The organism is Roseivirga ehrenbergii (assembly GCF_001593005.1).
Taxonomy (GTDB): Bacteria; Bacteroidota; Bacteroidia; order Cytophagales; family Cyclobacteriaceae; genus Roseivirga; species Roseivirga ehrenbergii.
Genome location: NZ_LQZQ01000009.1, coordinates 19458 through 42599 on the forward strand (window position 1 = coordinate 19458; position 23142 = coordinate 42599).

Annotated in this window: 24 protein-coding genes; 16 read left to right on the plus strand and 8 right to left on the minus strand. The window is 37.8% G+C overall.

The features are described 5' to 3' along the window. Window positions 1–18: 18 nt before the first annotated feature. Window positions 19–450, minus strand: a complete 432-nt coding sequence (locus MB14_RS07505) for a DUF4783 domain-containing protein (protein ID WP_062590967.1) — start codon at window positions 448–450, stop codon at window positions 19–21. Between the two features lie 111 nt (window positions 451–561). Here MB14_RS07505 and gpmI point away from each other — a divergent pair, with 111 nt between their 5' ends. Next, window positions 562–2079 carry a 2,3-bisphosphoglycerate-independent phosphoglycerate mutase gene (gene gpmI / locus MB14_RS07510; RefSeq protein WP_062590968.1) on the plus strand — a complete coding sequence of 506 codons (1518 nt, stop codon included), beginning with the start codon at window positions 562–564 and terminating at the stop codon, window positions 2077–2079. Continuing rightward, window positions 2076–2657, plus strand: coding sequence for a hypothetical protein (locus MB14_RS07515; protein ID WP_062590969.1), 582 nt, complete (start codon window positions 2076–2078; stop codon window positions 2655–2657). Before gpmI ends, MB14_RS07515 begins: the two co-directional genes overlap by 4 nt. A gap of 1 nt (window position 2658) precedes the next feature. Here MB14_RS07515 and MB14_RS07520 read toward each other — a convergent pair whose 3' ends face one another. Next, the gene (locus MB14_RS07520; protein WP_062590970.1) at window positions 2659–3585 is read right to left on the minus strand and encodes a universal stress protein; all 927 of its coding nucleotides are present in this window, start codon (window positions 3583–3585) and stop codon (window positions 2659–2661) included. A gap of 146 nt (window positions 3586–3731) precedes the next feature. Between MB14_RS07520 and MB14_RS07525 the strand changes: the two genes are divergently transcribed. Together MB14_RS07525 and MB14_RS07530 are read left to right on the plus strand one after the other, a co-directional pair. Continuing rightward, entirely contained in the window at window positions 3732–4058 is a 327-nt protein-coding gene (locus MB14_RS07525) for a DUF6787 family protein (protein ID WP_246032603.1), read from the plus strand. An 83-nt stretch (window positions 4059–4141) separates the two neighbouring features. Further along, window positions 4142–4564 (plus strand): Fur family transcriptional regulator, encoded by a 423-nt coding sequence (locus MB14_RS07530; RefSeq protein WP_062590972.1) that lies wholly within the window; start codon window positions 4142–4144, stop codon window positions 4562–4564. Here MB14_RS07530 and MB14_RS07535 read toward each other — a convergent pair whose 3' ends face one another. Then, window positions 4565–4711: a hypothetical protein gene (locus MB14_RS07535; protein ID WP_246032602.1), complete on the minus strand. Its 147-nt coding sequence runs from the start codon at window positions 4709–4711 to the stop codon at window positions 4565–4567. Between the two features lie 158 nt (window positions 4712–4869). Continuing rightward, window positions 4870–6363, minus strand: a complete 1494-nt coding sequence (locus tag MB14_RS07540) for a sodium:proton antiporter (protein ID WP_062590974.1) — start codon at window positions 6361–6363, stop codon at window positions 4870–4872. Window positions 6364–7118: 755 nt separating this feature from the next. Here MB14_RS07540 and bamG point away from each other — a divergent pair. From bamG to rsmI, 9 genes are all read left to right on the plus strand, one after another. Beyond that, window positions 7119–8396 carry a BamG family beta-barrel-assembly machinery protein gene (gene bamG / locus MB14_RS07545; protein WP_062590975.1) on the plus strand — a complete coding sequence of 426 codons (1278 nt, stop codon included), beginning with the start codon at window positions 7119–7121 and terminating at the stop codon, window positions 8394–8396. Window positions 8397–8407: 11 nt separating this feature from the next. Continuing rightward, entirely contained in the window at window positions 8408–9739 is a 1332-nt protein-coding gene (locus tag MB14_RS07550; protein WP_062590976.1) for a tetratricopeptide repeat protein, read from the plus strand. A gap of 60 nt (window positions 9740–9799) precedes the next feature. Then, window positions 9800–10348: an LPS export ABC transporter periplasmic protein LptC gene (gene lptC, locus MB14_RS07555; protein WP_062590977.1), complete on the plus strand. Its 549-nt coding sequence runs from the start codon at window positions 9800–9802 to the stop codon at window positions 10346–10348. A gap of 198 nt (window positions 10349–10546) precedes the next feature. After that, complete coding sequence (locus tag MB14_RS07565; RefSeq protein WP_062590979.1) at window positions 10547–11827, plus strand: hemolysin family protein; 1281 nt, start codon at window positions 10547–10549, stop codon at window positions 11825–11827. Window positions 11828–11912: 85 nt separating this feature from the next. Next, complete coding sequence (locus MB14_RS07570) at window positions 11913–14042, plus strand: peptidylprolyl isomerase (RefSeq protein ID WP_062590980.1); 2130 nt, start codon at window positions 11913–11915, stop codon at window positions 14040–14042. A gap of 58 nt (window positions 14043–14100) precedes the next feature. Beyond that, window positions 14101–14367, plus strand: a complete 267-nt coding sequence (locus tag MB14_RS07575; protein WP_062590981.1) for a DUF493 family protein — start codon at window positions 14101–14103, stop codon at window positions 14365–14367. Then, the gene (locus MB14_RS07580; RefSeq protein WP_062590982.1) at window positions 14367–15044 is read left to right on the plus strand and encodes a class I SAM-dependent methyltransferase; all 678 of its coding nucleotides are present in this window, start codon (window positions 14367–14369) and stop codon (window positions 15042–15044) included. Before MB14_RS07575 ends, MB14_RS07580 begins: the two co-directional genes overlap by 1 nt. A 3-nt stretch (window positions 15045–15047) precedes the next feature. Continuing rightward, a complete protein-coding gene (locus MB14_RS07585) occupies window positions 15048–15278 on the plus strand; it encodes a 4a-hydroxytetrahydrobiopterin dehydratase (RefSeq protein WP_062590983.1) in 231 nt (76 codons plus the stop codon). Window positions 15279–15283: 5 nt separating this feature from the next. Next, on the plus strand, window positions 15284–15958 hold the full coding sequence (gene rsmI / locus MB14_RS07590; RefSeq protein WP_062590984.1) for a 16S rRNA (cytidine(1402)-2'-O)-methyltransferase: 675 nt from the start codon (window positions 15284–15286) through the stop codon (window positions 15956–15958). An 8-nt stretch (window positions 15959–15966) separates the two neighbouring features. On the opposite strand, the gene MB14_RS19035 is transcribed toward rsmI, so the two are convergent. Next, window positions 15967–16131, minus strand: coding sequence for a hypothetical protein (locus MB14_RS19035; RefSeq protein WP_165899469.1), 165 nt, complete (start codon window positions 16129–16131; stop codon window positions 15967–15969). Between the two features lie 55 nt (window positions 16132–16186). On the opposite strand from MB14_RS19035, the gene MB14_RS07595 reads away from it, so the two are divergent. From MB14_RS07595 to feoB, 3 genes are all read left to right on the plus strand, one after another. After that, window positions 16187–17527: an HTTM domain-containing protein gene (locus MB14_RS07595; protein ID WP_062590985.1), complete on the plus strand. Its 1341-nt coding sequence runs from the start codon at window positions 16187–16189 to the stop codon at window positions 17525–17527. A gap of 116 nt (window positions 17528–17643) precedes the next feature. Further along, a complete protein-coding gene (locus MB14_RS07600) occupies window positions 17644–17865 on the plus strand; it encodes a FeoA family protein (protein WP_246032601.1) in 222 nt (73 codons plus the stop codon). A 3-nt stretch (window positions 17866–17868) separates the two neighbouring features. After that, complete coding sequence (gene feoB, locus MB14_RS07605; protein WP_062590986.1) at window positions 17869–19983, plus strand: ferrous iron transport protein B; 2115 nt, start codon at window positions 17869–17871, stop codon at window positions 19981–19983. A gap of 18 nt (window positions 19984–20001) precedes the next feature. Here the strand turns inward: feoB and MB14_RS07610 are convergent, their stop codons facing one another. From MB14_RS07610 to MB14_RS07620, 3 genes are read right to left on the minus strand one after another with little or no spacing between them, the layout of a single operon-like run. Next, window positions 20002–21486 (minus strand): carboxypeptidase-like regulatory domain-containing protein, encoded by a 1485-nt coding sequence (locus MB14_RS07610; protein ID WP_062590987.1) that lies wholly within the window; start codon window positions 21484–21486, stop codon window positions 20002–20004. Window positions 21487–21494: 8 nt separating this feature from the next. Continuing rightward, a complete protein-coding gene (locus MB14_RS07615; RefSeq protein ID WP_062590988.1) occupies window positions 21495–22475 on the minus strand; it encodes a FecR family protein in 981 nt (326 codons plus the stop codon). A gap of 47 nt (window positions 22476–22522) precedes the next feature. Next, window positions 22523–23095, minus strand: a complete 573-nt coding sequence (locus tag MB14_RS07620) for an RNA polymerase sigma-70 factor (protein ID WP_062590989.1) — start codon at window positions 23093–23095, stop codon at window positions 22523–22525. Between the last annotated feature and the right edge of the window lie 47 nt (window positions 23096–23142).

Here is a 23142-nt window from a genome sequence, read left to right on the forward strand (position 1 = left end):
TAAATAGATTGCAAGGGCTTATCGGTCTTCAGTAAATTCGAGGCGATAGATTTTATAGTCTGCTTTATATTTCTTCGCCCTTAGAACAACTCTGTATTTTTTGTTTCTCGAAACGTAAGAACCAATGGCATAAATAATACCTCCATCTGAATTTCCTTCGTGAATAAACTCGGTAGAATCAGCAGGGTTTTTCTGGAAAAATTGCTTCAGAACAATTTCTGCTTGATTGGTGCTATAATCCTTTTTTTCGTTGTCGAGTTTGATTTCAACTCTTTCGTGTAGGTATTTTACAAGCTCTCGCGAGCTCGAAGACTTTAATGCCTCTTGTACGTTTTTTATCAATTTTTCTTCTGGTGTTTGCGCAAAACCCGAAAAGGTGCTGAACACTAGCAAAAGAGACATGAAAGTAATAACGATATTTTTATTCCTCATTTTTAGTGACTTAGCCATTAGTTTAACGAAAATAATGCCAATTATTACTCTCCTTAGGTTAGTTCAGAATCAAATTAATACAATCGCTTTGGACTTACAAACCAGATCATAATAATATATATTTGCCCCATGGAAAAACGCGTTCTCTTAATGATCTTGGACGGTTGGGGTTTAGGTACCGATTCCAACGTTTCTGCTATAGATCATGCCAAAACACCCGTAATCGATTCGCTCTATCGCAAATATGCTCATTCTAAACTAGAAGCCTCTGGTTTAGCCGTTGGTTTGCCGGCTGGTCAAATGGGGAATTCAGAAGTGGGTCATATGAATATTGGCGCTGGTCGAGTTGTTTATCAGGATTTGGTGAAGGTAAATAAGGCAGTGGAAGAAAACACTTTGGCAGATAACCCAACATTGAAATCTGCTTTAGACTACGCAAAAGCGAATTCCAAGAAAGTGCATTTCTTAGGTTTACTCTCAGATGGTGGGGTACACTCTCACATCAATCATTTAAAAGCTTTACTCAGTATTGCAGACAATCAAGGACTGAAAGATGTTTTTGTACATGCATTTACTGATGGCCGCGATACTGACCCAAAAGGAGGTATAAAGTATATGGCAGACCTAGAGGCACACATGGAAAAAACTACCGGAAAAGTAGCTTCTGTGATTGGTCGCTATTACGCCATGGACCGAGACAATCGCTGGGAAAGAATAAAACTGGCTTATGATGCCATGGTGAAAGGAGCTGGTGTAAATTCAGAGAATATATCTGAAAGCATTGCTAAATCATACATAGAAGGCGTTACCGATGAGTTTATCATTCCAATCATTCATACAAAGAATGGTGTTCCCTTGGCCACGATTGAGGAAGATGATGTAGTCATCTACTTCAATTTCAGAACTGATAGAGGAAGAGAAATTACCCAAGCACTTACGCAGCGTGATTTTCCTGAACAGGAAATGAAAGCCATGAAACTTTACTTTGTTACGCTCACTAATTACGATGACTCGTTTAGTGGCGTAAAAGTGATGTTTGATAAAGATAACCTAAAAAACACCTTGGGTGAAGTACTTGCTGAGGCAGGTAAAAAGCAGATTAGAATTGCTGAAACTGAGAAATACCCACATGTCACCTTCTTCTTTAGCGGTGGGCGCGAGGTTCCGTTTAAAGACGAAAAACGTATTTTATGTCCTTCGCCAAAAGTGGCTACTTACGATTTGCAACCAGAAATGAGTGCGAACGATATTAAGGATGCCATTGTAAAAGAATTAGACAAGCAAGAAGTAGACTTTGTATGTCTCAATTTTGCTAACCCTGATATGGTAGGGCATACTGGTGTTTTTGAAGCGGCAGTAAAAGCTTGCGAAACGGTAGATAAATGTGCTGGAGAAGTGATTGTTTCAGCCTTGAAAAATGGTTATACCACAATAGTAATTGCTGACCATGGTAATTCAGATATTATGGTAAACCCAGATGGCAGCCCAAATACTGCGCATACCACGAACTTGGTTCCTTGTATTCTCGTTGATAATGAATTGAAACCTCAAATGAAAGATGGTAAACTTGGCGATTTAGCGCCTACCATTTTAACATTAATGGGAGTTGAAATTCCAAAAGAAATGAGTGGGGAAATACTCTTATGAAATTAAAAAATCTAGTCTTCTTACTTTCTCTAATGCTGCTTGGTTGTTCCGTAGGGAAGAATTCGGAGCCCATACGAACAGGCACTTACTTTGACCTTGTAGAGTTATTAGACGAACAAATTGCTGAATTTGAAGTAAAGAGACCTGTTTTGACCAAAGAGCTTAATGTGAGTGGGGAAACGGATCGGGTAACAATTCAGTTGGATTCGGCAAAACAATGGAAAGAAGAGCTTGGGCTCTTTTATCAGGCCGACATCAATAAGCTAGGCTTGGAAACCTCTTATACCACAGAAGAGATTTCAACGGGGGTTAATACAAAAAAAGTGATTGATTCGGCCAAAACTGAAAGGCCAGCTGTTCGGTCAATTGATTATAATTATACTGACGACCAGTTGGAAAGCATTCGAATTATAATCAGAGACGAAAACCCTATCTATAAATTTGAAAAAGAGCTCAACCTCTATTTCCATATTGAACAAGGAAAATCAATTTTGAGCTCTTTTACTATTTCTGGAGATCAGAGTATGATCTTAAAAGACGAACTGAATTATAGCTTAAAAGCTACAATTGGCAAATAGATTACAAGCGGAACAAAGCCTCAAGTAGGCTTAGATTCTCTTTTCCTTTCTTTACCAAGAACAAAGGAATATCACCACTTTCGTAAACCAGTTTTTCGGCAACACTACCAATTAAAAAGGCAGCAGCACTTGTTCTGCCTTTGGAGCCCAGAATTATCATATCTACACCTTTTTCAGAAGCTGTTTTATAAATTTTATCTGCTGGGTGCGGATCATCATCTAGGGCAAAGGTGTGTTCAAACTTTACATCGCCAAGCTCCATTTTCTTGAAGAATTTTTCTGAGTCTTTTTTAGTGTTCTCAAGCATTATTTCAGCGAACTCATCATAACTCTTACCTGATTTGTGGTAACCCGTTGGAACTCTGTAAATGTGATTACTCATTAACATTGCACCAGTTTGCTGCTGAATTCCCATACCTATTTCAAAAGCCATTTGAGAATGCTCAGAATAATCAATTGGGATCAGTACTTTATTGAGCTCCAGCTTTGGGTTCTCTGGTACATAAATTACTGAAGAAGGAGAACTCTTTGCGATTTTGCTTGAATTCAAACCTGCATTAGAACGGTGATGCTTTCTGCCCAAAACCATAAGGTCAATCACCTTAACTTTGGCCATTTTTAGCACTTCTTCAGTCACTTTTCCTGTGGCTACTTTTATTTGAACATCACAACCTTCTGGACAAACAAAGTTCTCTTGCACCTTGGCATTTATTTCGTGCTCAAGCGTTTCGTCCAATGGTGCAATAAGGTCAGGGTATTTCTCTTGAATCTCTGCAGGTAGCTCCAATGATTCGGCTACGTGCAAAAAGTAAACAGAATTAATTTCAAAAACACGTGCTATCATAGACGCATACTGGATAAGTCCTTTATCCATTCCGGTTAGGTCTAAACAGACCATCATTCTCTGAAACTTGCTTAAATCGTACATCTTCAATCAGGAAATTTGCTGATGTAATTTATTGAAATAATTAGCCCATACCCACGTATTTGAGGTTTTTTTGATAAGGTTTTATTTATGGTTGGTGATTGGTATCAACATGCCTAACTTCGTGCGCTTTTAAAAAGGTAAAAGGTTTGGCAAATACACAGTTTTTAGAGAAGATGAAAGAGCGGTGGAATCTCAATTCGCTCATTCAGGTGGTTTTAGTGTTGATTGTATTTTCACTTACAGGTACATCTGTTGTGTTTTTAAAACCTTATGTTTTTCAGCTTTTTGGTATTGAAAGCCTTACAGGCATTAAAGGCGTTTTTTTATATCTGCTCTTAATTCCGCCATTATATCAAATTCTGCTCTTATTTTACGGAACCCTACTAGGTCAGTTTAGTTTTTTTTGGAAATGGGAGAAGAAAACGTTCAATTCTATAGGAAAGCTTTTTAAAAAGAGAAAAAAGAAAGTTTAACCCTTTGTGGTGCTTCTACTCTATAAATAAGGAACTTAAAATTTGGATGTAGCATTCTACTTTCTAATAACTATCTTTATTACGTGGACAATCATATTAAAGAACTTTTAAGAGATCACGCCTTAAGGCTTACGCAAGGTAGGGCAGATGTTATTGATGTTTTTCTCAATCATGAAGTGGCTGTTTCTCATTCTGATATTGAGCTGGCTGTAGATGGAAAATACGATAGGGTTACGATTTATAGAACTCTGAAATCCTTTTTAGACAAGGGGTTGATTCATAAAATCCTCGATGACAAAGGTGGAATTCGCTATGCACTTTGTGCCGATACTTGTTCTGAAGGAAGTCATCAGCATAATCACATTCATTTTAAGTGCAATAAATGTGAGCAAACCACTTGTTTGGAGCACGTTGAAATTCCAGTAGTGAAATTACCTCGAGGCTTTACGGGCGAAGAAAGTAATTTTTTGATTACAGGTATTTGCGATAAATGTAAGCAGCAGTAATTAGTATGCTTTTTCGGGCTTTCTTTTTGTCACCAGCGGAGAGTCGGGCCAAACAACACCAGGAGGTAAATCAATATGTGGAGGTACAAACTCACTCACGCCTCCTTCATCATCATCTGTGCCATTATTCACCTTTCTCCTTTTCATAAGCTGAAATGTCAAATACGTTAGAATTACGTAAGTGAGGCCGCTTAAAATTAGATCGAAGTAAATACTATTCATTTCAAAACATCAGAGAAATGAAGTTACAAAATGTTTCTACATAAAATCAATAATGCTGCAGTCTTTCCTGCTTTACATTTAACCTAATGGGTAAAGAAAATAAGCCAAATAACAAACAGTATTGGTAAGAGTATAGGTATAGAATACCTTAATATATAGCCAAAGAATGAAGGCATGTGAATCCCCATTTGTTCAGCAATAGATTTTACCATAAAGTTAGGGCCATTACCAATGTAGGTCATCGCTCCGAAGAACACCGCACCAAGTGAGATGGCGATTAATTTAGATACAGAGTCATCATAAACACCCCCTACTGCATAGTCATGTACATTACTGATAACTGCAATATCGCCCCCTTGAGAAGCCATAGCAGCAGCTAAGAAGTTTAAGTAAGTAGGAGCGTTATCTAAAAATCCTGAAAGAATTCCAGTTCCCCAGTATAAGGTATTGTGCGTAATAAGGGCAGTGCCTGTTTCTGATTGGGCAAACTCGCTTACTAAAGCTAATGCTGGCATCATTGTACCGAAAATTCCAATAAAGATAAAGGCGACTTCACGAATTGGTTCAAAATTGAATTCATTTCCTTTAATGGCTCGTTTATCGGCAAACCTGTAAGATAGAAAGCCTACAGTGAACATTATCAATTCGCGAATAAATGAGAACTTCTGGCCGTGATAGTGAATGGCAGGAACGCCTTCAATTACGTTTGGATCAATAAAAACAGATGCAATAATAATGGCTAGCCAAATGAAATTTCTGGAACCAAGAATAGTAGTTTTATTGGTGAAGGTTGAGATTTCTTCTAAGTCTTCATCAGTATTGCGTTTGTCAAAAATGTAGAACACTATTGATAGCATACCTAAAGCAGTTGCCCAAGGGATAATATTGTGTTCAAGCGTCCAACCAAAAGGTACACCTTTCAAAAAGCCAAGGAATAAGGGAGGGTCACCAATAGGGGTTAAAGCTCCACCCACATTACTTACCATAAAAATAAAGAATATGATATGGTATGGCTGGATTCTGCCTTTATTCAAACGAACAAAGGGTCTAATTAAAAGCATTGATGCTCCTGTTGTACCAATAAGGTTAGAAATAACAGCACCTATGAGTAATAGGCCCACATTGGTTATAGGAGTGGCTTTTTTGTCCACATCTATCATTATTCCACCAGAGGCAATGTATAGCGAAGACAGTAAGGCTATAAACTGCACGTATTCTGCAAGTGCGTGCACAGGATGATTGACATCACCTACTCCAAACAAATAATACAAAACGACAATTGCGGCCAATGAAACCGCAATAATGGGGTAGTTCTTATGCCAAAAATGCTCGTAAAATAATGGGCCTGTGGCAATCATTATCAGTAACAAGGCAAATGGAATTACTGACCAACCCGCTGGAGATACATGCTCTTCTTCAGAAGATGCATCAGCAGAATCGTCAATTGAAACCGCTGGCAGTTCTTCTGTGGCTATAGCAGTAACTGAAACTTCAGGGTCAAACCCATTCATAGTTTCAGCTTTGGCTATAAAAACCATAAACAACATGCATAATGTTAGTAGTAGTCTGTTTTTCATTAAAGTCGCTGTGTGTCGCTAAAGTATACTTCTGATTCGAGAATACAAATTCACTTTGCAGATTTTGGGCTAAGATAAGCATTAGTGGTAAAACCAATGTTAATCAAAAATCAAATTCTCGAAGTCAAAGGAAACGTTAAACTCTTGATTAAAATAATAAACATAAAAGATCAACTCATATTAAGGTGACGTTGTAGTATAGTAAGCCTTTACTTTTTTCTAAGCTCAATTTTAGACGATTGCTTGATTGACCAAAGGATATTTACTCGAAAGGCAAAAATATAAATCAGTAGGTTAATCAACCAATCCCGTGACTATTCATTTTGAATACCAATGGAGTAGCCTTACGCAATAGCTGTTCGATAGGTTATGAAAATTCAACCAGTAGGAAAATATCAGGGGTTGGTTTAAAAAATGAGCTTAAGTTTTAATTTAAATTAAGTTCACGAAAAAATTGTCACGACCATTTTAATCAACTAAATTTATAGTCGATTTTGAATGAAAACTTCCAAAAGGTGCTTAATAGGCTCGGTGTTTTGCAGTTAGTTTTAGCGATTGGAAAGACTATTAATAGGTATTTGTAAATCTGCCTAAGCGATGAACTGAGGCTATTTTCACAATTTTGGTTAAAAATGCCTGATTTTAAGGTGATTATTGATATCCCTTTTTATAAAGGTTTGAATCTAAAAGAAAAGCTGACATATTTGTAACCCTCAAATTAGTGCTCGTTGGACTGAATGTGTTTAGGTTAAGCAATGCTCAAAAATATCATTAAATATTCGGCCCTTTTAGGGGCATTTTTATTCTGTGCTCCTCTTAAGGCGCAGTTTACTCAAAGTTCTTATTCTGCTTTTGGAATAGGGGACATAAACTGGGGTGGTTACTCCAATAACGCTGGAATGGGAGGGTTTGGCATAAGCTATAATAATAGGTTTTATGTTAACAATCTTAATCCGGCTCTCATTGCATCTAATTATGACGCGGTATTTCAGATAGAGGCTTCATTTGACTCGAGAACCTATAACAACGGAGACAAGAGCTATAGCTCATTTACAGGTGGGTTCAAAGATTTTGGATTTTCATTGCCGATTAAATACGGAAAATGGAATATGGCCTTAGGTCTCAGTCCATATACCTCTGTTAGCTACGGAATTCTACAAAGTACAACTGGGCCAGATAACACAACCTTGTTATCTCAATTAGATGGTAATGGCGGTATAGACGAGGCTTTCATGACTCATGCACTGAGACTCGGGGATTTCATGATCGGCTTGAAAACATCATATTTATTTGGTTCTATAGAAAGAGATACAGAATTTCTTCTAACGGGTATTCCAGCTATTACCTTTAGTAGCACTATATATAATGAAAGAAGAAGCTTCTCAGATGTTACCGCCAATATTGGTGTGGCTTATAAATTAAAATTCAATGAAAAGCAGTCACTGAATTTTGGAGCATTCTATAATTTGGAAACTAATATTAGAAGTAGAAACCTGACGAGGTTAGAAAGCCAAGATATCAATGGAAATGTTCTTTCGAGTGATACGCTTAAAAATAACATTGACACAAATATCTCTATTCCTCAGCGTATTGGTTTTGGTATTTCTTATGAAAAATCTCAGAGGTTTGCAGTGGGGATTGATATACAAACTCAAGCGTGGAGTCAGTACCTGAATGAATCTGGCCAAACTAGTTCTGAATTTGGAGATGCCTTTAGAATTGCCGTTGGTGGAGAATTATTACCAAATTACGAAGTTTCAAAGGCTGGCCCCAGAATAACCTATAGATTCGGGGTTCATTATGAAAGGACTCCATATTTAGTCAATTCACAAGAAGTAAACGACTTTGGTATAAATTTTGGAACATCATTACCGCTGAGCGGAATTTGGGGTGTTTCAAATGTGAATTTAGGAGCTACCTTCGGAAATAGAGGTAATGTAACCGATGGGTTAATTAGAGAAAACTACCTCAAGTTGAGCATTGGATTTAGTTTGCAAGACCAGACATGGTTTGCAAGACAAAAGTATAATTAAACTACAGTATTATGAGAATTAAATTTTTATTGACCTTGATCATTATTACCTCTGGGTACTCTGCTATGGCTCAATTCAAATGGCCAGAAGACCCGGAAAAAAGAAGTGATGCCCAAACAAAATGGACATTATTTAGCGATACCGAAAAGGCTGGTAATTATGATGCCGCTAAGGGTCATCTAGCATATATCTTGGAGAATTACCCTGAATTAAGTGAGTCAACTTATATAAAGGGAATCGCGATTTGGGATGAATCTTGGGAAAATGGTAAAACTGAGGCTGAAAAGGACGCAGCGGCTGCTAAGGTGATGTCATTATATGACATGCGCTTTAAGACTTACCCAGAATCAAAGAAAGACAATATAGGTCGTCAGGCTATTTCTGCTTATAAGTATTACATTAAGGATAAGGATCCCGAAAAAACGAAATATCTTCTAGACTTATTTAAGCTCACTTATGAGCTTGAAGGGAATGAGGGTTTCTACTCAACTGGCCGTTATTATATGCAGACTGCCGTTTTAGGTTATGCACGTGACATTGGTCTTACAGATGAACAACTTCTTGATATATATAATAGATGTACAGAGCACATTGATTATCAAATTCAAAAGGCGAAAAGCCAGAATAAGAGCACCAAAAGTATGGATGCGGTAAAAGAGTTTGTTGATAAAAAATTAGCAGACCTTAACCTAATCGACTGTAATTTTATTGTCGAAAAGCTTGTTCCAGAATTTAAGGCAAACCCTAAAGATGAAGAGCTTGCAAACAAAATATTTGTTTATGCATTCAATGGTGGATGTACCGATGCTGATTGGTTTATTGATGCCGCTAAAACGGTATTAGAGACTAAACCTCAATACGGTATTGCTAACATGCTTGGCTCAACTTATCTTAAAGAAAAAGATTATGTAAACGCTAAAGTATATTACGAGAAAGCCATTGAAATTGCTGAAGATAACACCGATAAGGGTAAAGCCATGAAGCAGATTGTTTTAATGGAGCGTCTTGAAGGAAATAAGGCTGAGGCTAGAAAAATGGCCATCGCAGCTGTTGAAATTGACCCGACTTTGAAAGAAGAAATGTATACCTTAATTGGTGATATGGTGATGCAAAGTAACGAGTGTAATCAAGAGAAAAGCCAAGTTGACGATAGAGCTAGATTTATCGTTGCTTATGATTACTATATGAAAGGTGGTAATCAGTTAAAAGCAAGCCAAGCCAAGTCGCAATTCCCAAGTGGTGGAGAAATTTTTACCGAAGGTAAAGAAGTAGGAGATTCTGTTACAGTAGGATGCTGGATACAACAAAGCGTTAAATTGCAGAAAAGACCTGATCAGCAATAGTTGATTTCTAAATAATAATAAAGGCGGTCTTCTCTATTCGGGAAGACCGTTTTTCATACAATGAGATTCAAAAAGTTTATACCTCTTTTATTTGTAATGGCATTTACGGCCTGCTTTTCTGAGCCAAAAAAATTGGCTGAAATGGAAGAGTATGACGGCCCTATTCTAGAGTCTGAATTTGTTGAAATCATTATGACTGAAGGTTCCATTCGAAAATTGGGAATTAAAGGGAATAAACAACTAACTTTCTCCAATGGAGATTTAGAGTTTCCGGAAACCATAAGGATTGATTTTTTTGATAGCGAAGGAGACACCACTTCAGTGCTTACGGCTTTGGAAGGTTTTTATGATGCAAAAACGAAACTTTACAGAGCCAATGGCGATGTAGTAGTTAGAAACTTAAAGGAAAATCAAACCCTGAAAACCGAAGAGTTATTCTGGAACCCAAACACAGAAAGAATTTATACAGATCAGTTTTTTATTGTGACAACAGAAACAGAGTTAATTCAGGGCACAGGGATGGATGCTCCTCAAGATTTTTCAGAATTCTCGGTAACGAACCCAAAGGATTCGGAATTCGAAATTAAAGAGACAAATGAAAACAACTAGTGGCACCATAATCTTTTCACTTTGTGTAGTCACATTTGTGATAGGGGTTCATCAAACCATGACCTATGGAATCGCCTATTCCTATTTTATTTTTATGATATCAATAGGTCTGTTATTTTTATACAGATATAGGAAGTCTAAACACAAAGAACAGGAAGAACAAGCCAAGCCAGCACCTAAGCGGAAAAAGAAACATTAATGGACTATTACCAAATTACGGTTATCATTATTACCCTCATTTTTTCAGCATTTTTTTCTGGAACTGAAATCGCGTTTGTAACCTCCAGCAAGCTCCAAATCGAACTTCAAAGCAAAAAGGGATCGCTTAGTGGTAAAATCTTAGTATTCTTTACTCAAAAACCTTCGAGGCTTATCAATACCGCTTTGGTGGGCAATACAATTGCCCTAGTTATTTACGGTTACTTCATGGCTTTAATTTTAGAACCTCTGATCATCCGGGTTTTGCCAGAGTATTTAAATAACCCTGGTGCTGTTCTCCTTATTCAAACCGTATTATCAACCCTGTTGGTTTTGTTTACTGCTGAATTCACGCCAAAGAGCATATTTCTAATTAATCCCAACCGATTATTGAGCATACTTTCGGTACCAATTATGCTCATTTTCATTATCATGTTTCCGTTGGTTTGGGTAATTGAGCAAATGTCTCGTTTTATCATAGTTTATGTTCTAAGGCAGAAATTCTCTGAAGATCGCCCAGTTTTTGGACTTACCGATTTGCGCTCATACATCCAACGCAATACTCATAAAGACATTAAAGAATCCAAAGTAGAATTGGATACAAAAATCTTTAACAATGCCCTTGAGTTCAAAACCGTTAAAGTAAGGGAGTGCATGATTCCTCGAACTGACATTGCTGCGGTGGAATTGGAGGATTCTATTGAAGATTTAAAAAACGAATTCATAGAAAGCGGGCACTCTAAAGTTTTGGTGTATCGCAACAATATTGATGAGGTGATTGGCTATTGTCATGCGCTGGCTTTATTCAAAAAACCTCAAGACATAGAGAGCATTCTTACTCCAATAATAATTGTACCCGAAACTATGCTGGTGAATGAACTTATGATTCAGTTTATTCAAGAAAGAAAGAGCTTGGCACTTGTTGTCGATGAATTTGGAGGAACCTCTGGCTTGGTAAGCTTAGAAGATGTGATTGAAGAAATTTTTGGTGAGATCCAAGATGAACACGATGATGAAGATTGGGTGGAGCAACAGCTTGACGACAATAATTATATTTTTAGTGCTCGTCATGAAGTTGACTACTTGAACGAAAAATATAATTTCAACATTCCAGAGGGCGATTACGATACGCTAGGAGGCTTTATCCTGTCGATTACTGAAAATATTCCTCAAGTAAATGAGACCATTTCTGTTCCTCCGTTTAAAATAAAAATAGTGGCAATGGAAGATGCTAGGATTGATAGTGTAATGCTTAGCATCCTGCCAGACAGAGAAGACTGATTAACAGGGCTTTTTGTCTGTATTTTCTTTTGCTAATAGGTCATAAATCAATTATGTTTGCGGCTATTTCAATTAATAAGTACAAATGGCAATAATTAACACGCTTCGTGAAAAGATGGGACGACTTTTGGTAGTCGTAGTTGGAGCATCGATTTTAGCTTTCGTTTTAACCGATGTTTTAAGTAGTAGGTCGTCCATTCTGGGTAGTGATAAACAAGAAGTTGGAGAGATTTCTGGAGAATCCATCAGTCAGCAAGAATATGCTAACCTAGTAGAAAGCATCAAACAAAATTACATGGCTCAATACGGTATTAATCCGAATGAGTTCTTAATGCAAACCATTAGAGATCAAGCTTGGGAGCAGTTAATCGCTCAAATTGCTTACACTAAACGTTTCGATAAGGCTGGCATTGCGGTGTCTGGCGATGAAAGAATCGACATGGTGCAAGGAAAAAACATTTCCCCACAAGTATTGCAGCAATTTGCAGATCCACAAACAGGAGAGTTGGACCGTCAGTTCTTGAACCAAGTTTTGGTTAATAGCGATTTAGACCCGCAATCTAGACTTAGATGGCAGTTGTTTGAGAACAGCTTGGCTGAAAACAGAAGAATGACAAAATATCAGAACCTAATTCTGAAAACAAACTATGTGACTTTGGCTGAAGCACAGCAAGAGTATATGGAGCAAGAAGGTGGCATCACTTTAGATTACCTTTACATTCCTTTCTTAGCGGTAGATGACAACCAAATTGCTGAAGTTACAGATGCGGATTTGCAAACTTATTTAAATGAGCATAAAGATGAATATACTGTAGAAGAGAGTCGATCTATTGATTACATTTCTTTCCCAGTGATTCCTTCAGCTGCTGATAGTGCTTATTACACCGAAGAATTGAACCTCCTTAGAACTCAACTCGAAGCAGGAGATAATGACTCTACTTTGGCAGTGATTAATACAGAGCAAGGTGTTGGATTCGGTACTTTTGATCCATCTGCTCTTCCTGACGATATTGTTAACAACCTTTCTAACCTTAATAAAGGTGATGTAATTGGTCCTAAGTTGTCAAACGGAATTTATACACTTTTCAAATTATCTGATATCGTTAAAAGTGATGCAGAGTTTGTAAGAGTAAGCCACATCTTATTAAGAACAGAAGGAATGTCGGCAGCAGAAAAAGCTCAAGTAAAAGCTAAAGCAGAAGGCATTTTACGTCAGGCTAGAAATGGTGCGGATTTCGCTCAATTAGCAATCGAAAACTCTGAGGATTCTTCAGGACCTACTGGAGGAGATTTAGGTTGGTATAGAAAAGGAGGAGATGCACAAGGTCAGTGGGCTGAACCATTCGAAAATGCTGCATTTTCTGTAAGTCGCGAAGGTGTAATTAACCGTGTTGTTGAAAGTGATTTCGGCTACCATATTATGAATGTAACTGGTGCGCCAAGTAACAACCGTTATAAGGTTGCAATGATTCTTAAGGAATTAACGCCATCAGACGAAACGATTGATGCTGCCTATCAGAAAGCAGGACAATTTGTTTTGGAAACTGATTCTTATGATGAATTTGTAAACAATGCATCTGCAAACGGATATTCTGTTTTCAGTGGAAACAATATTAACTCTAATAGCTCTAGCATTGGTAGATTAGAAAATGCGCGTCAGATTGTAACTTGGTTGTACGGAGAAGCTTCTGTAGGAGACGTTAAGGACTTTGACCTTGCAGACGAATATGTTGTAGCGGTTTACAGGGCCAAAGTAGAGGCTGGAACAGCAAAACTTAGCGATAGTGGTGTGAGAAGCCAAATTAAGCTTAAGGTTGAAAATGCTAAGAAAGCGAAATACATTACTGATAAAATTGCATCGGCATCAGGCTCATTGTCAGATATGGCTGCTTCATTTGATGCCATAGCTCAAGTTTATACTGATACTGAAGTGAAATTAAGCTCTAATTCTTTACCTAATGTAGGAGTTGCCCCTGCTGCGGTAGGTACGGCTTTCGCTCTTAAAAATGTTGGTGATAGATCTAAGGCCATTACAACTGATGTTGGAGTAGTTATTATGGAGTTGAAATCGAAAAATGCGCCAGCGGCCATTACTGATTACACAACTTATGTGAATCAGATTCAACAAAGAGCATTAAATAATGCCCAATTAAAAATGAATCAGTCGGTCAGAGAAAAGGCTGAAATTTTAGACAAACGTTATAAATATTACTAAAAATATTAAATCGGCCTTCGGGCCGATTTTTTTTTGACTCTTCCTGCCTTAACTTAGCATGATGCAAAAATTCACTTCAGAGAATTTTAAGGAAAAACTAGAGAGCACCCTTAATTTTCCAGCTTTATATATGTTTAAGTTTATTGTGGAAGATGAAAAGCAAAATGAAGTAAAAAAGCTTTTCCCAGGCCACGACCTAAAAGCCAAGGCTTCTAGCAAGGGAAAATACGTAAGTATTACTGCCCAAGTCATGATGCCCTCTAGCGATTCCATTATTGAAGTTTATCTTGAAGCTGCCAAAATTGAGGGGATTATAGCTCTGTAATGGTGAAGTCATTATCCTACATATTGCTCATTCTTCTAGTCTGGTCATGCTCCAGTCGGCCAAAGGAACAGGGTATTGATTCTTCAACCACTCAGAAGGAAAAACTGGTTCCAGAAGCATTAGAAGATAGTCAGGATTTACAGGAAGATGAAGCAAGGACTGAGTGGCAAAACCCTGAGTTTGTAGTCAACTTGTTGGGTGACTTAACCGATAAAACCGTGGCCGATGTTGGAGCAGGATCGGGTTACTTCACTTTTAAGATTGCTAGAAAGGCCAAGAAGGTAATTGCGCTAGATATCGATCCCAATTCGTTAGAATATATTCAAAATCAGAAGTCAATTGTAGGAAAGTGGGCCGATAATATTGACACCCGTTTAACTCCTGCAGATGTGCCTAATTTGCTAGATAATGAGGCTGATATTGTATTAATAGTAAATACTTACGCCTATATTCCGAATAAAGATCAATATTTAAGCCGGCTAAAGAAGGGGATGAAGAAAGGCGGTACTTTGGTGATTATTGACTTTAAAAATGGAGATATACCTGTAGGGCCTTCAGATGAGGCTAAGGTTCCGAGTAGAAGATTAGAACAATCCTTACAAAAGGCTGGTTTCTCAGGTATTAAAACAGATATTAAAAGTCTAGAATATCAGTACATCATTACAGCTAAAAACTAAGATATGTGGGAAGAGAAGGATAACAAGCTCGTTCGAAAGTTTGAGTTTGATGATTTTATAGAGGCTTTCGGCTTTATGACCAAGGTGGCTATTTGTGCTGAAAAAATGAATCATCATCCAAATTGGTTCAACGTGTATAATACGGTGACCATTGAATTAACAACACATGATGCTGGCAATACCGTAACTAAGAAGGACCGTGAATTAGCGAATAAAATTGACCAATTAATTTGAATTAGATGTCTGAGGTTGCTTTGTATCTTGTACCAACCCCAATTGGAAACCTTGAAGACATTACTTTAAGGGCTTTAAGAGTATTGAATGAGGTTGATGTGATCTTAGCAGAAGATACACGGACTTCTGGCAAGCTCTTGAAGCACCATAATATTACTAAGCCGCTTCAGAGCTACCATATCTTCAATGAACATAAAACGGTAGAAAAACTGATTAGCAGAATGGAATCGGGTGAAAAGTTTGCACTGATTTCTGATGCAGGAACTCCTTCTATTTCAGACCCTGGATTTTTACTTGTAAGAGAACTGTTAAAGGCTGGTCTTGAGGTGAATTGTTTGCCGGGCGCAACGGCCTTTGTACCTGCCTTGGTTAATTCTGGATTGCCATCTGAGCGTTTTGTTTTCGAAGGCTTTTTGCCCCATAAAAAGGGAAGGCAGACACGGTTAATGAAATTGGCCGAAGAAGAACGCACCATAATACTTTATGAATCGCCTCACCGATTGATTAAATGTTTAGAACAACTGAAAGAACATTTGGGTGATAGAAAAGCCTCTGTATCTAGAGAAATCTCGAAAATGTTTGAGGAAACGGTTCGAGGCACATTGTCAGAACTAGTGGCTCATTTTACAGCCAAGGGAGTAAAAGGTGAATTCGTGGTTTTGGTAGAAGGAAAGGGCTAAACCTTGTACTAACCTCCGCACCCAATATTTTTTTTAAAGGAAACATCTTTAGGAATCCCTCCAAAATCAAAATCATTGTTTTCTATATCCTCTACCGCTATTTCAACGGTCTTATCTTCTTTTTTCACTATCTTTTTTTGCTTTTTCTCGGCCTTAACTTTCTTTTCTTTCATAATTTTATAACCAAATTCTCCTGTTTAAAATTCCAAAATTGTATAGCTTAGATATATGTTGAATTTCTTTTCCAAAATCATTCAAAAGCAATTCGATCCAGTGGACAATTCTCCGCTCGTTTTATTTCGGATGATTTTTGGCTTTCTGATCTTCGCAGAAACCTTTGGAGCCATACTTACAGGATGGGTAAAGCAGGCTCTGATTGAACCTGAGTTTACATTCACACTTATTGGCTTAGAATGGCTCCAGCCTCTTCCAGGTAGTGGAATGTACGTATATTTTGGAGTGATGGCCATTTGTGGCCTGTGTGTCATGGTAGGGTATCGCTATAGACTTAGCCTCAGTATCTTTACTGTTTTATGGACGCTAGTGTATTGGATGCAGAAATCCTTCTACAATAATCACTACTACCTGCTGATCCTCCTCTGTTTGTTTATGTTATGTGTTCCAGCCCATGCTTATGCTTCTTTCGATGCGAAAAGGTGGAATTCTGTGGTAAGTACGACCTGCCCTAGGTGGTGTATCAGCATTTTTATAATACAGCTCTGGATTGTATTCACATTTGCAGCCTTAAACAAATTGTACCCTGGTTGGCTCGAGGGACATTTTATTCAAGTGGCTATGAGCTCTAAAAGAGGCTATTGGTTAATCGGAGACCTTTTGCAAGAACAGTGGCTTCAAAAATTGGTAATCATAGGAGGTGTAATTTTCGATCTTCTGATTGTTTATTTTTTGCTATGGAAGAAAACAAGAGTAGTGGCATTTATTGTTTCAATTGGTTTTCACTTATTCAATGCAGTAGTATTTCAAATTGGCATTTTCCCTTTTATGATGATTGGGCTCACGGTGTTTTTTTTCAACCCAGAGACCATCAGAAAGATCTTTTTCCCAAGGAAAACATTAATTGCACTTTCAAATAATGAACAAACAAAACTTAAGGCGGGTAGGTTAGCCTTGGCAGTGGCTTTTGCCATTTATTTTGGTTTTCAAATTTATCTTCCTTTACGTCATCACCTATATAAAGGTGATGTCTTTTGGACCGAAGAAGGGCATAGGCTTGCTTGGAGAATGATGCTGAGAGTGAAATACGGAAGCTTGTCTTTTGACATTAAACATCCTGAAAGCAATAGAACATGGCAGGTAAATCCTAAAGAGTTTTTTACATCTAAACAAGTAGCAGCTGCGGCATCAAAACCGGACATGATTTTGCAAATGACCCGATGGATGAAAAAACATTATGCAAAGGAAGGGATTACTGGAATTGAAGTTTATGCCAACACTAGTGTTTCTTTGAATGGAAGTAGCCGACATGTAATTATTGACCCGGAAGTTGACCTAGCCAAAGTAAAATGGCAACCTTTTAAACATTCTGAGTGGATTCTGAGCCCAGAATAACCTTTTATTTACCTCTGCTAAAATAGATTGAGCTTAAAAGGCATCAGTATTTTGTTATCATCATTGACTCTAGTAAATTGCGGCTGTTTATATTTAATCTAAATAAGCATAGAGCCGTGAGAAGTCTAGCAGAGTTAAAGAAAAACGAGAGAGGAATTATAAATGGGTTTAAAGATGACTCTCTTTCAGTAAAACTAATCGAAATGGGCTGCCTGCCTGGCACAGAGGTTTCTGTAGAGCTTATTGCTCCGTTTGGCGATCCAATTGCTATTGGCGTTTCTGGTTACTGCTTATCGCTCAGAAAAGATGAAGCGGGCTGTATCATGATTGAAGATTAGCACATGGCAAAGGCAGACCGAATTAAAATTGCACTGGTTGGAAATCCTAATTCTGGAAAAACCACACTTTTCAACTTACTTACTGGGCTAAATCAAAAAACAGGGAACTTTCCGGGGGTTACGGTAGATAAGAAATCTGGATTCTCTAAACTTCCTGATGGCACTACGGCCGAAATCATTGACCTTCCTGGTACTTACAGTATCTATCCGAAAACATTAGACGAACAGATCGTTCAAGACATTCTGCTCGACCCAGAGCATTCACAATACCCAGACAAGGTAATTGTAGTTACCGATGCCTCAAACCTAAAAAGAAACCTACTCCTTTTTACTCAAATCAGAGATTTGGGTATTCCTTTGGTTTTAGTGCTCAACATGATGGATGTGGCTCAGTTGAAAAAACTGAATATTGATTTAAGAGGCCTTTCCATTGATTTAGGAGTTAAGATAATTCCTACAAACTCTCATTCTGGCGATGGTATAGCAGCTTTAAAAGAAGCCCTTACACAGCCTTTGGTTAAGAGTAAAAAACCATTCTACGATATTTATGATTTAGCGCCTAAAACCATAGACGCAATAAAAACCGAATTCGACCTCACAGAAAATTACCGTGCATATCAGTATGCGCAGCAGTCTGTAAGATTGAATTTCTTGAATGACAAAGAGAAGGAAATAATAGCCAAAATTAAGAGTGAAAATGGCTTTTATGATGTGCCTACTCAATCACAGGAAACCTTAGGTCGGTATCAGTTCATTTCAGATATCGTAGATCGAAATGTAAAGAACTCTCGTGATCCACTTAAGAAATCGGTAAGCCAGAAAATAGATCGAGTGGTAACTCACCCTGTCTTTGGTTACCTCATTTTCTTTACGGTACTTATGCTCATTTTTCAAGCCATTTTTGCTTGGGCAGAAGGACCTATGAACCTTATTGAAGGGTCTATTGCTGAATTTAGCGGTTGGGTAAAAGACATTCTTCCAGAAGGAATTTTATCTGACTTACTTACAGATGGCGTTCTAGCTGGGCTAGCTGGCGTCTTGGTATTCATACCTCAAATTGCTATTCTATTTGCATTTATAGCGCTTTTAGAAGAAAGTGGCTATATGTCGAGAGCAGTTTTTCTTATGGATAAACTGATGAGAAAAGTGGGGCTAAATGGTAAGTCTGTTGTGCCTTTGATAAGTGGAATGGCCTGCGCAATTCCGGCAATCATGGCAACAAGAAACATTGAAAGTTGGAAAGATAGGCTTATTACAATTTTTGTGACTCCATTTATGAGCTGTTCAGCTAGATTGCCTGTTTATGCCATTCTAATTGGTTTGGTAGTTCCTGAACAACAAGTTCTAGGCGTTTTCAACCTTCAAGGTTTGGTGCTTCAAGCGCTCTATTTACTTGGGTTTTTAGCAGCAATTGGTTCGGCATATGTAATGAAGCTTATTTTAAAGACTGGCCAGAAATCATATTTTATTATGGAACTGCCGGGCTATAAAATTCCGAGTTGGAAAAATATTGGACTGACGATTTACGACAAGAGCAAAACTTTTGTGCTTGAGGCTGGAAAAATAATCATCGCCATTTCTATTGTGTTATGGGTGTTGGCATCCTACGGTTTCAACGATAATTTCCGAAATGCGGAAGAAAACGTTCGGCAGAAGGTGGGAGTAAATGCTTCTCAAGAAGAGTATGAAGTGGCACTAAGTTCTTATAAACTCGAACATTCTGTGGCGGGTTCGTTTGGTAAAATTATAGAGCCTGCAATTCGTCCGCTTGGTTATGATTGGAAAATAGGAATTGCCCTGATCACGTCATTTGCAGCACGAGAAGTTTTTGTAGGCACCATGTCCACAATATATAGTATTGGAGCCAGCGATGACGATGAAGTGACTATTAGGGAAAGGTTGAGAGAAGAGAAAAACCCTGAAACTGGAGGGGCGATGTATACCCCTGCTGTTGCCTTTTCTTTAATGGTTTTCTATGCCTTTGCGATGCAATGTATGAGTACTTTGGCAATTGTGTATAGAGAAACAAAAGGGTGGAAATGGCCAATAATTCAAACGGTATATATGACTGCAGTGGCTTACATATCGGCCTTTATTACCTATAATATTTTCTCTTAAATAGGATAACGGCCAAATTTATTGGTCTGATTCTTTTGGTCTAAAGTTTAACGGTAGCTTTACCGAAAAACCACCCCATGTCCACCAGCCAAGGTACAGGGCAGCTCGCTTACTACTAAAATAGCCGGGGTAGGCAATTAATGGTTGTTTTTCTTGAAACAGAATTACTGACTTTTGAAACAGTGGTACATCACTGATGTCCATGCCTACTACTTGGTAACTTGTGAGGCTCTGGTCGTTGCTTAATGAAATGGTAGACCTTGATTTCTGATCAGTGTATTTATAGTTTCCACTTTTCGATTTACTTCTGAAAAGCTTTTTATACTCTTCGTCTTCATAATCTTTCGTGTAGGTAATTTCTATGTCAGAAGAGGTTATTAACTTATATTCTAGCTCTTTATCAGCTGGCTCAAGTTTTATAATTTCTGAAATTTTGGCAGGGTTTAAAGGTGTGCTGTATTCTGAAGTTACCGAGTCGAACTGAACAGTATTTACCAAAAAACCTTCTTCTGCGACTCTGCCATCAATTAAGGAGTTTAAAAAATGATTCACCGAACCCAAATAGGCCTTCTCTCTAGCGGCTTCCCATCTGCTGTTTTGCTTTCTAGATTTTGGTTCAAGCTCTGTAAATTGAGCCTTCCCAATGTAAGTTTTAGTGCCATTAATAAAGGTAAACTCTTCCAGAATGTAACTAACAGAATAACCTAATGCGTAATTCTCAATATATAGCTTGTCGTTGGCTGTTACTTCATAGTTGTTGAGGGAGTCTAACACAAAAAAATCAAGCACTTCTGGGTTCACAATCCTACAATCTTTAGCGTTACTATCTCTTCCTAAAAAGTCTTCTTCAAATCTCTTCAAGAGCCTCCGATCACTTTTTCGCTGCTTTCTGGTTTTGTTGGCCGAGACTTCAATAGGTTCTAAAGCCACTTCGTCAACATTCATTTCAATAATAAACCGGTTGTTTTCTAAGGGCTGAGAATAGTTGAAAGGAATTGTCTTGGCTTCATAACCTACGTAGGAAACTACTAGGTTAAAGGCTATATAGGGGATGTTACGAATTTCAAAATAGCCTTCTCGATTTGTGGGAACTCCAAAGGTGCTATTATCGATAAATACGTTGGCATACGGAAGGGGAGCTTGTGTTTCGGCATCAAGTACCTGCCCCTTTATTGTTCTATCTGTGGAGGGCTGTTTAAGGATCACTACCGTTCCGTTGACCTCTCTGTAATATAGATTGGCTTTTGATAGAATGTCATCTAAAATCGACCGTAAGGATACACTATCATACGTAACCGAAAATTTATCCATTTTCGGAATGATCATAGTATTGTACGAAAAATTGATTTGCGTCTGACGGTTCAATTGGCGTAAAGCCGCACTAAGCGTTACGTTGTCAAATTCAACAACGTACTCAAAGTCTAAAATAGAATTAGACTTGTCTTGAGCTTGTGCATTAATACACCAAAATGCGTAGATGGAAACCAGAAATCCCCTGAGCATGCAACAATTTAATGATAGCAGGCCTTTCCGTCTAATTTTATTTGATTTTCTTTAAAGGAAACGAGTTTTACTTCTGGAAAAGTGGCTACAATGGTCTTAATTACGTCTTCAATAGTAGCTCCTTGAAAAGTAGAAGTTAGAGAGCAAGCACCAATGGCTTGATTATAGTCAACTTCTACCCAGTAAGTGTCTTCTAAATCTTTGAATACTTCACTTAAAGGAGTGTCATCGTATTCAAGTTTTCTTGTCCACCAACCGCTAAAGTTAGTGTCTTTCATTTCCTTCTTTTGTAGTACTTTTCCTGTTTTATCAAGTTTGGCACTTTGTCCTTTGGCTACTTGTTCTTTGGCTCCTGTAATTGTTGAAGAAAATTCTACCAAGCCTTCAGTAACATCCAGCTCTACACCATCTTCGGCATCGGTAGTTAAATTGAAACTAGTACCTAAAACCTTTACCGTACTGTTTCCTGCTTCAATAATAAAAGGGATTTCTTCATTTCGAACAATGTCAAAATTTGCCTCTCCAATTAAGGTCACATTGCGATTACTATCTCCAAAATGCTTGGATAAGGTTAGCTTGGCGTTGGCATTTAATTTTACTAAAGAACCATCAGGTAATGTAAATTCTTTGATTCCATATGGTACTGATGCCAATTCTGTACCTTCAGCTTCTTGGTTCAGGGTAGAATTATAAATGAAATAACCAGCAACAGCGAGTACCAATAAAGTGGCGGCAACTTTTAAGAAAATAAAGTTAGTCCTTTGAATTTTTACAACCTTAGTCTCTTTCGTGCGTTCATTTACTTTATTCCATGCAGAATAAGCATTGAAGATTGTGTTATCCTCATTGCTTGTTAAATCAAGCACTTTAGCATAGGCCTCTAAATCGAGTCTAAGCTTTTCATCTTGAATCAATTGCGATTCAAAATCGGCTCGTTCGCTAGTATTTAGTTCATTGGCCAAGTATTTGGCCATCAACTCTTCCATCATTTCCTTCTTTCTGTCAGTTAATGTAACAACCCTGACAATTTATTCCCCTATAACAAAACCACCAAAGGCAGAAAAAAAACTAGATAATCTTGAAGTTGGGTTCTTAATAACTTAAGAGCTTTCCCCATATGTACCTCAACAGTCTTTTTTGATATATGTAGTTCATCCGCAATTTCGTGGTATTTTAAGCCTTCCTCTCTACTCATTCTAAATACTTTTTGGCATTGAGGTGGCAAGCCTTCAATTGCGTCATCGATTCTTTTTTGTAGTTCAAAATCGGGCTGATGACTTACATAACTTTGGATGCTGATTTCTATAGAATCTTGCTTATTGTTTACATATTTATTGACCACCTTTTCATGCTTAATGTAATTAAGAGCGGTGTTGTAAGCGGCTCTAAACAAGTATGATTTGAAGTTGATGTCTTCCTTAATCATCTCTCGTTTTTCCCATAGGTTTACGAAAGTGCTCTGTACAATTTCTTCGCAGGTGTCTTCATCGCGAAGAATTCTAAATACATACCTACAAGCGCCATTGTAATACTCTTTGAATAGATGTTCAAATGCACGTCTATCGCCATTGGCAAATGCAGCAAGAAGTTGGTTTTCGTTTAACGACACTCTTTAGAATTTCAGCTGTGTTGAAGATAAAAAGAAAAAACAAATTC

Coding starts and splice junctions, on each gene's coding strand:
- MB14_RS19035 (WP_165899469.1), bottom strand. CDS start 16,131: ATGAAAGAAAAGAAAGTTAAGGCCGAGAAAAAGCAAAAAAAGATAGTG.
- rsmI (WP_062590984.1), top strand. CDS start 15,284: ATGTCTGAGGTTGCTTTGTATCTTGTACCAACCCCAATTGGAAACCTT.
- lptC (WP_062590977.1), top strand. CDS start 9,800: ATGAGATTCAAAAAGTTTATACCTCTTTTATTTGTAATGGCATTTACG.
- MB14_RS07535 (WP_246032602.1), bottom strand. CDS start 4,711: ATGAAAAGGAGAAAGGTGAATAATGGCACAGATGATGATGAAGGAGGC.
- MB14_RS07570 (WP_062590980.1), top strand. CDS start 11,913: ATGGCAATAATTAACACGCTTCGTGAAAAGATGGGACGACTTTTGGTA.
- bamG (WP_062590975.1), top strand. CDS start 7,119: ATGCTCAAAAATATCATTAAATATTCGGCCCTTTTAGGGGCATTTTTA.
- MB14_RS07550 (WP_062590976.1), top strand. CDS start 8,408: ATGAGAATTAAATTTTTATTGACCTTGATCATTATTACCTCTGGGTAC.
- MB14_RS07585 (WP_062590983.1), top strand. CDS start 15,048: ATGTGGGAAGAGAAGGATAACAAGCTCGTTCGAAAGTTTGAGTTTGAT.
- MB14_RS07505 (WP_062590967.1), bottom strand. CDS start 450: ATGGCTAAGTCACTAAAAATGAGGAATAAAAATATCGTTATTACTTTC.
- MB14_RS07540 (WP_062590974.1), bottom strand. CDS start 6,363: ATGAAAAACAGACTACTACTAACATTATGCATGTTGTTTATGGTTTTT.
- MB14_RS07520 (WP_062590970.1), bottom strand. CDS start 3,585: ATGTACGATTTAAGCAAGTTTCAGAGAATGATGGTCTGTTTAGACCTA.
- feoB (WP_062590986.1), top strand. CDS start 17,869: ATGGCAAAGGCAGACCGAATTAAAATTGCACTGGTTGGAAATCCTAAT.
- MB14_RS07615 (WP_062590988.1), bottom strand. CDS start 22,475: ATGATGGAAGAGTTGATGGCCAAATACTTGGCCAATGAACTAAATACT.
- MB14_RS07610 (WP_062590987.1), bottom strand. CDS start 21,486: ATGCTCAGGGGATTTCTGGTTTCCATCTACGCATTTTGGTGTATTAAT.
- MB14_RS07580 (WP_062590982.1), top strand. CDS start 14,367: ATGGTGAAGTCATTATCCTACATATTGCTCATTCTTCTAGTCTGGTCA.
- MB14_RS07565 (WP_062590979.1), top strand. CDS start 10,547: ATGGACTATTACCAAATTACGGTTATCATTATTACCCTCATTTTTTCA.
- MB14_RS07515 (WP_062590969.1), top strand. CDS start 2,076: ATGAAATTAAAAAATCTAGTCTTCTTACTTTCTCTAATGCTGCTTGGT.
- MB14_RS07575 (WP_062590981.1), top strand. CDS start 14,101: ATGATGCAAAAATTCACTTCAGAGAATTTTAAGGAAAAACTAGAGAGC.
- gpmI (WP_062590968.1), top strand. CDS start 562: ATGGAAAAACGCGTTCTCTTAATGATCTTGGACGGTTGGGGTTTAGGT.
- MB14_RS07595 (WP_062590985.1), top strand. CDS start 16,187: ATGTTGAATTTCTTTTCCAAAATCATTCAAAAGCAATTCGATCCAGTG.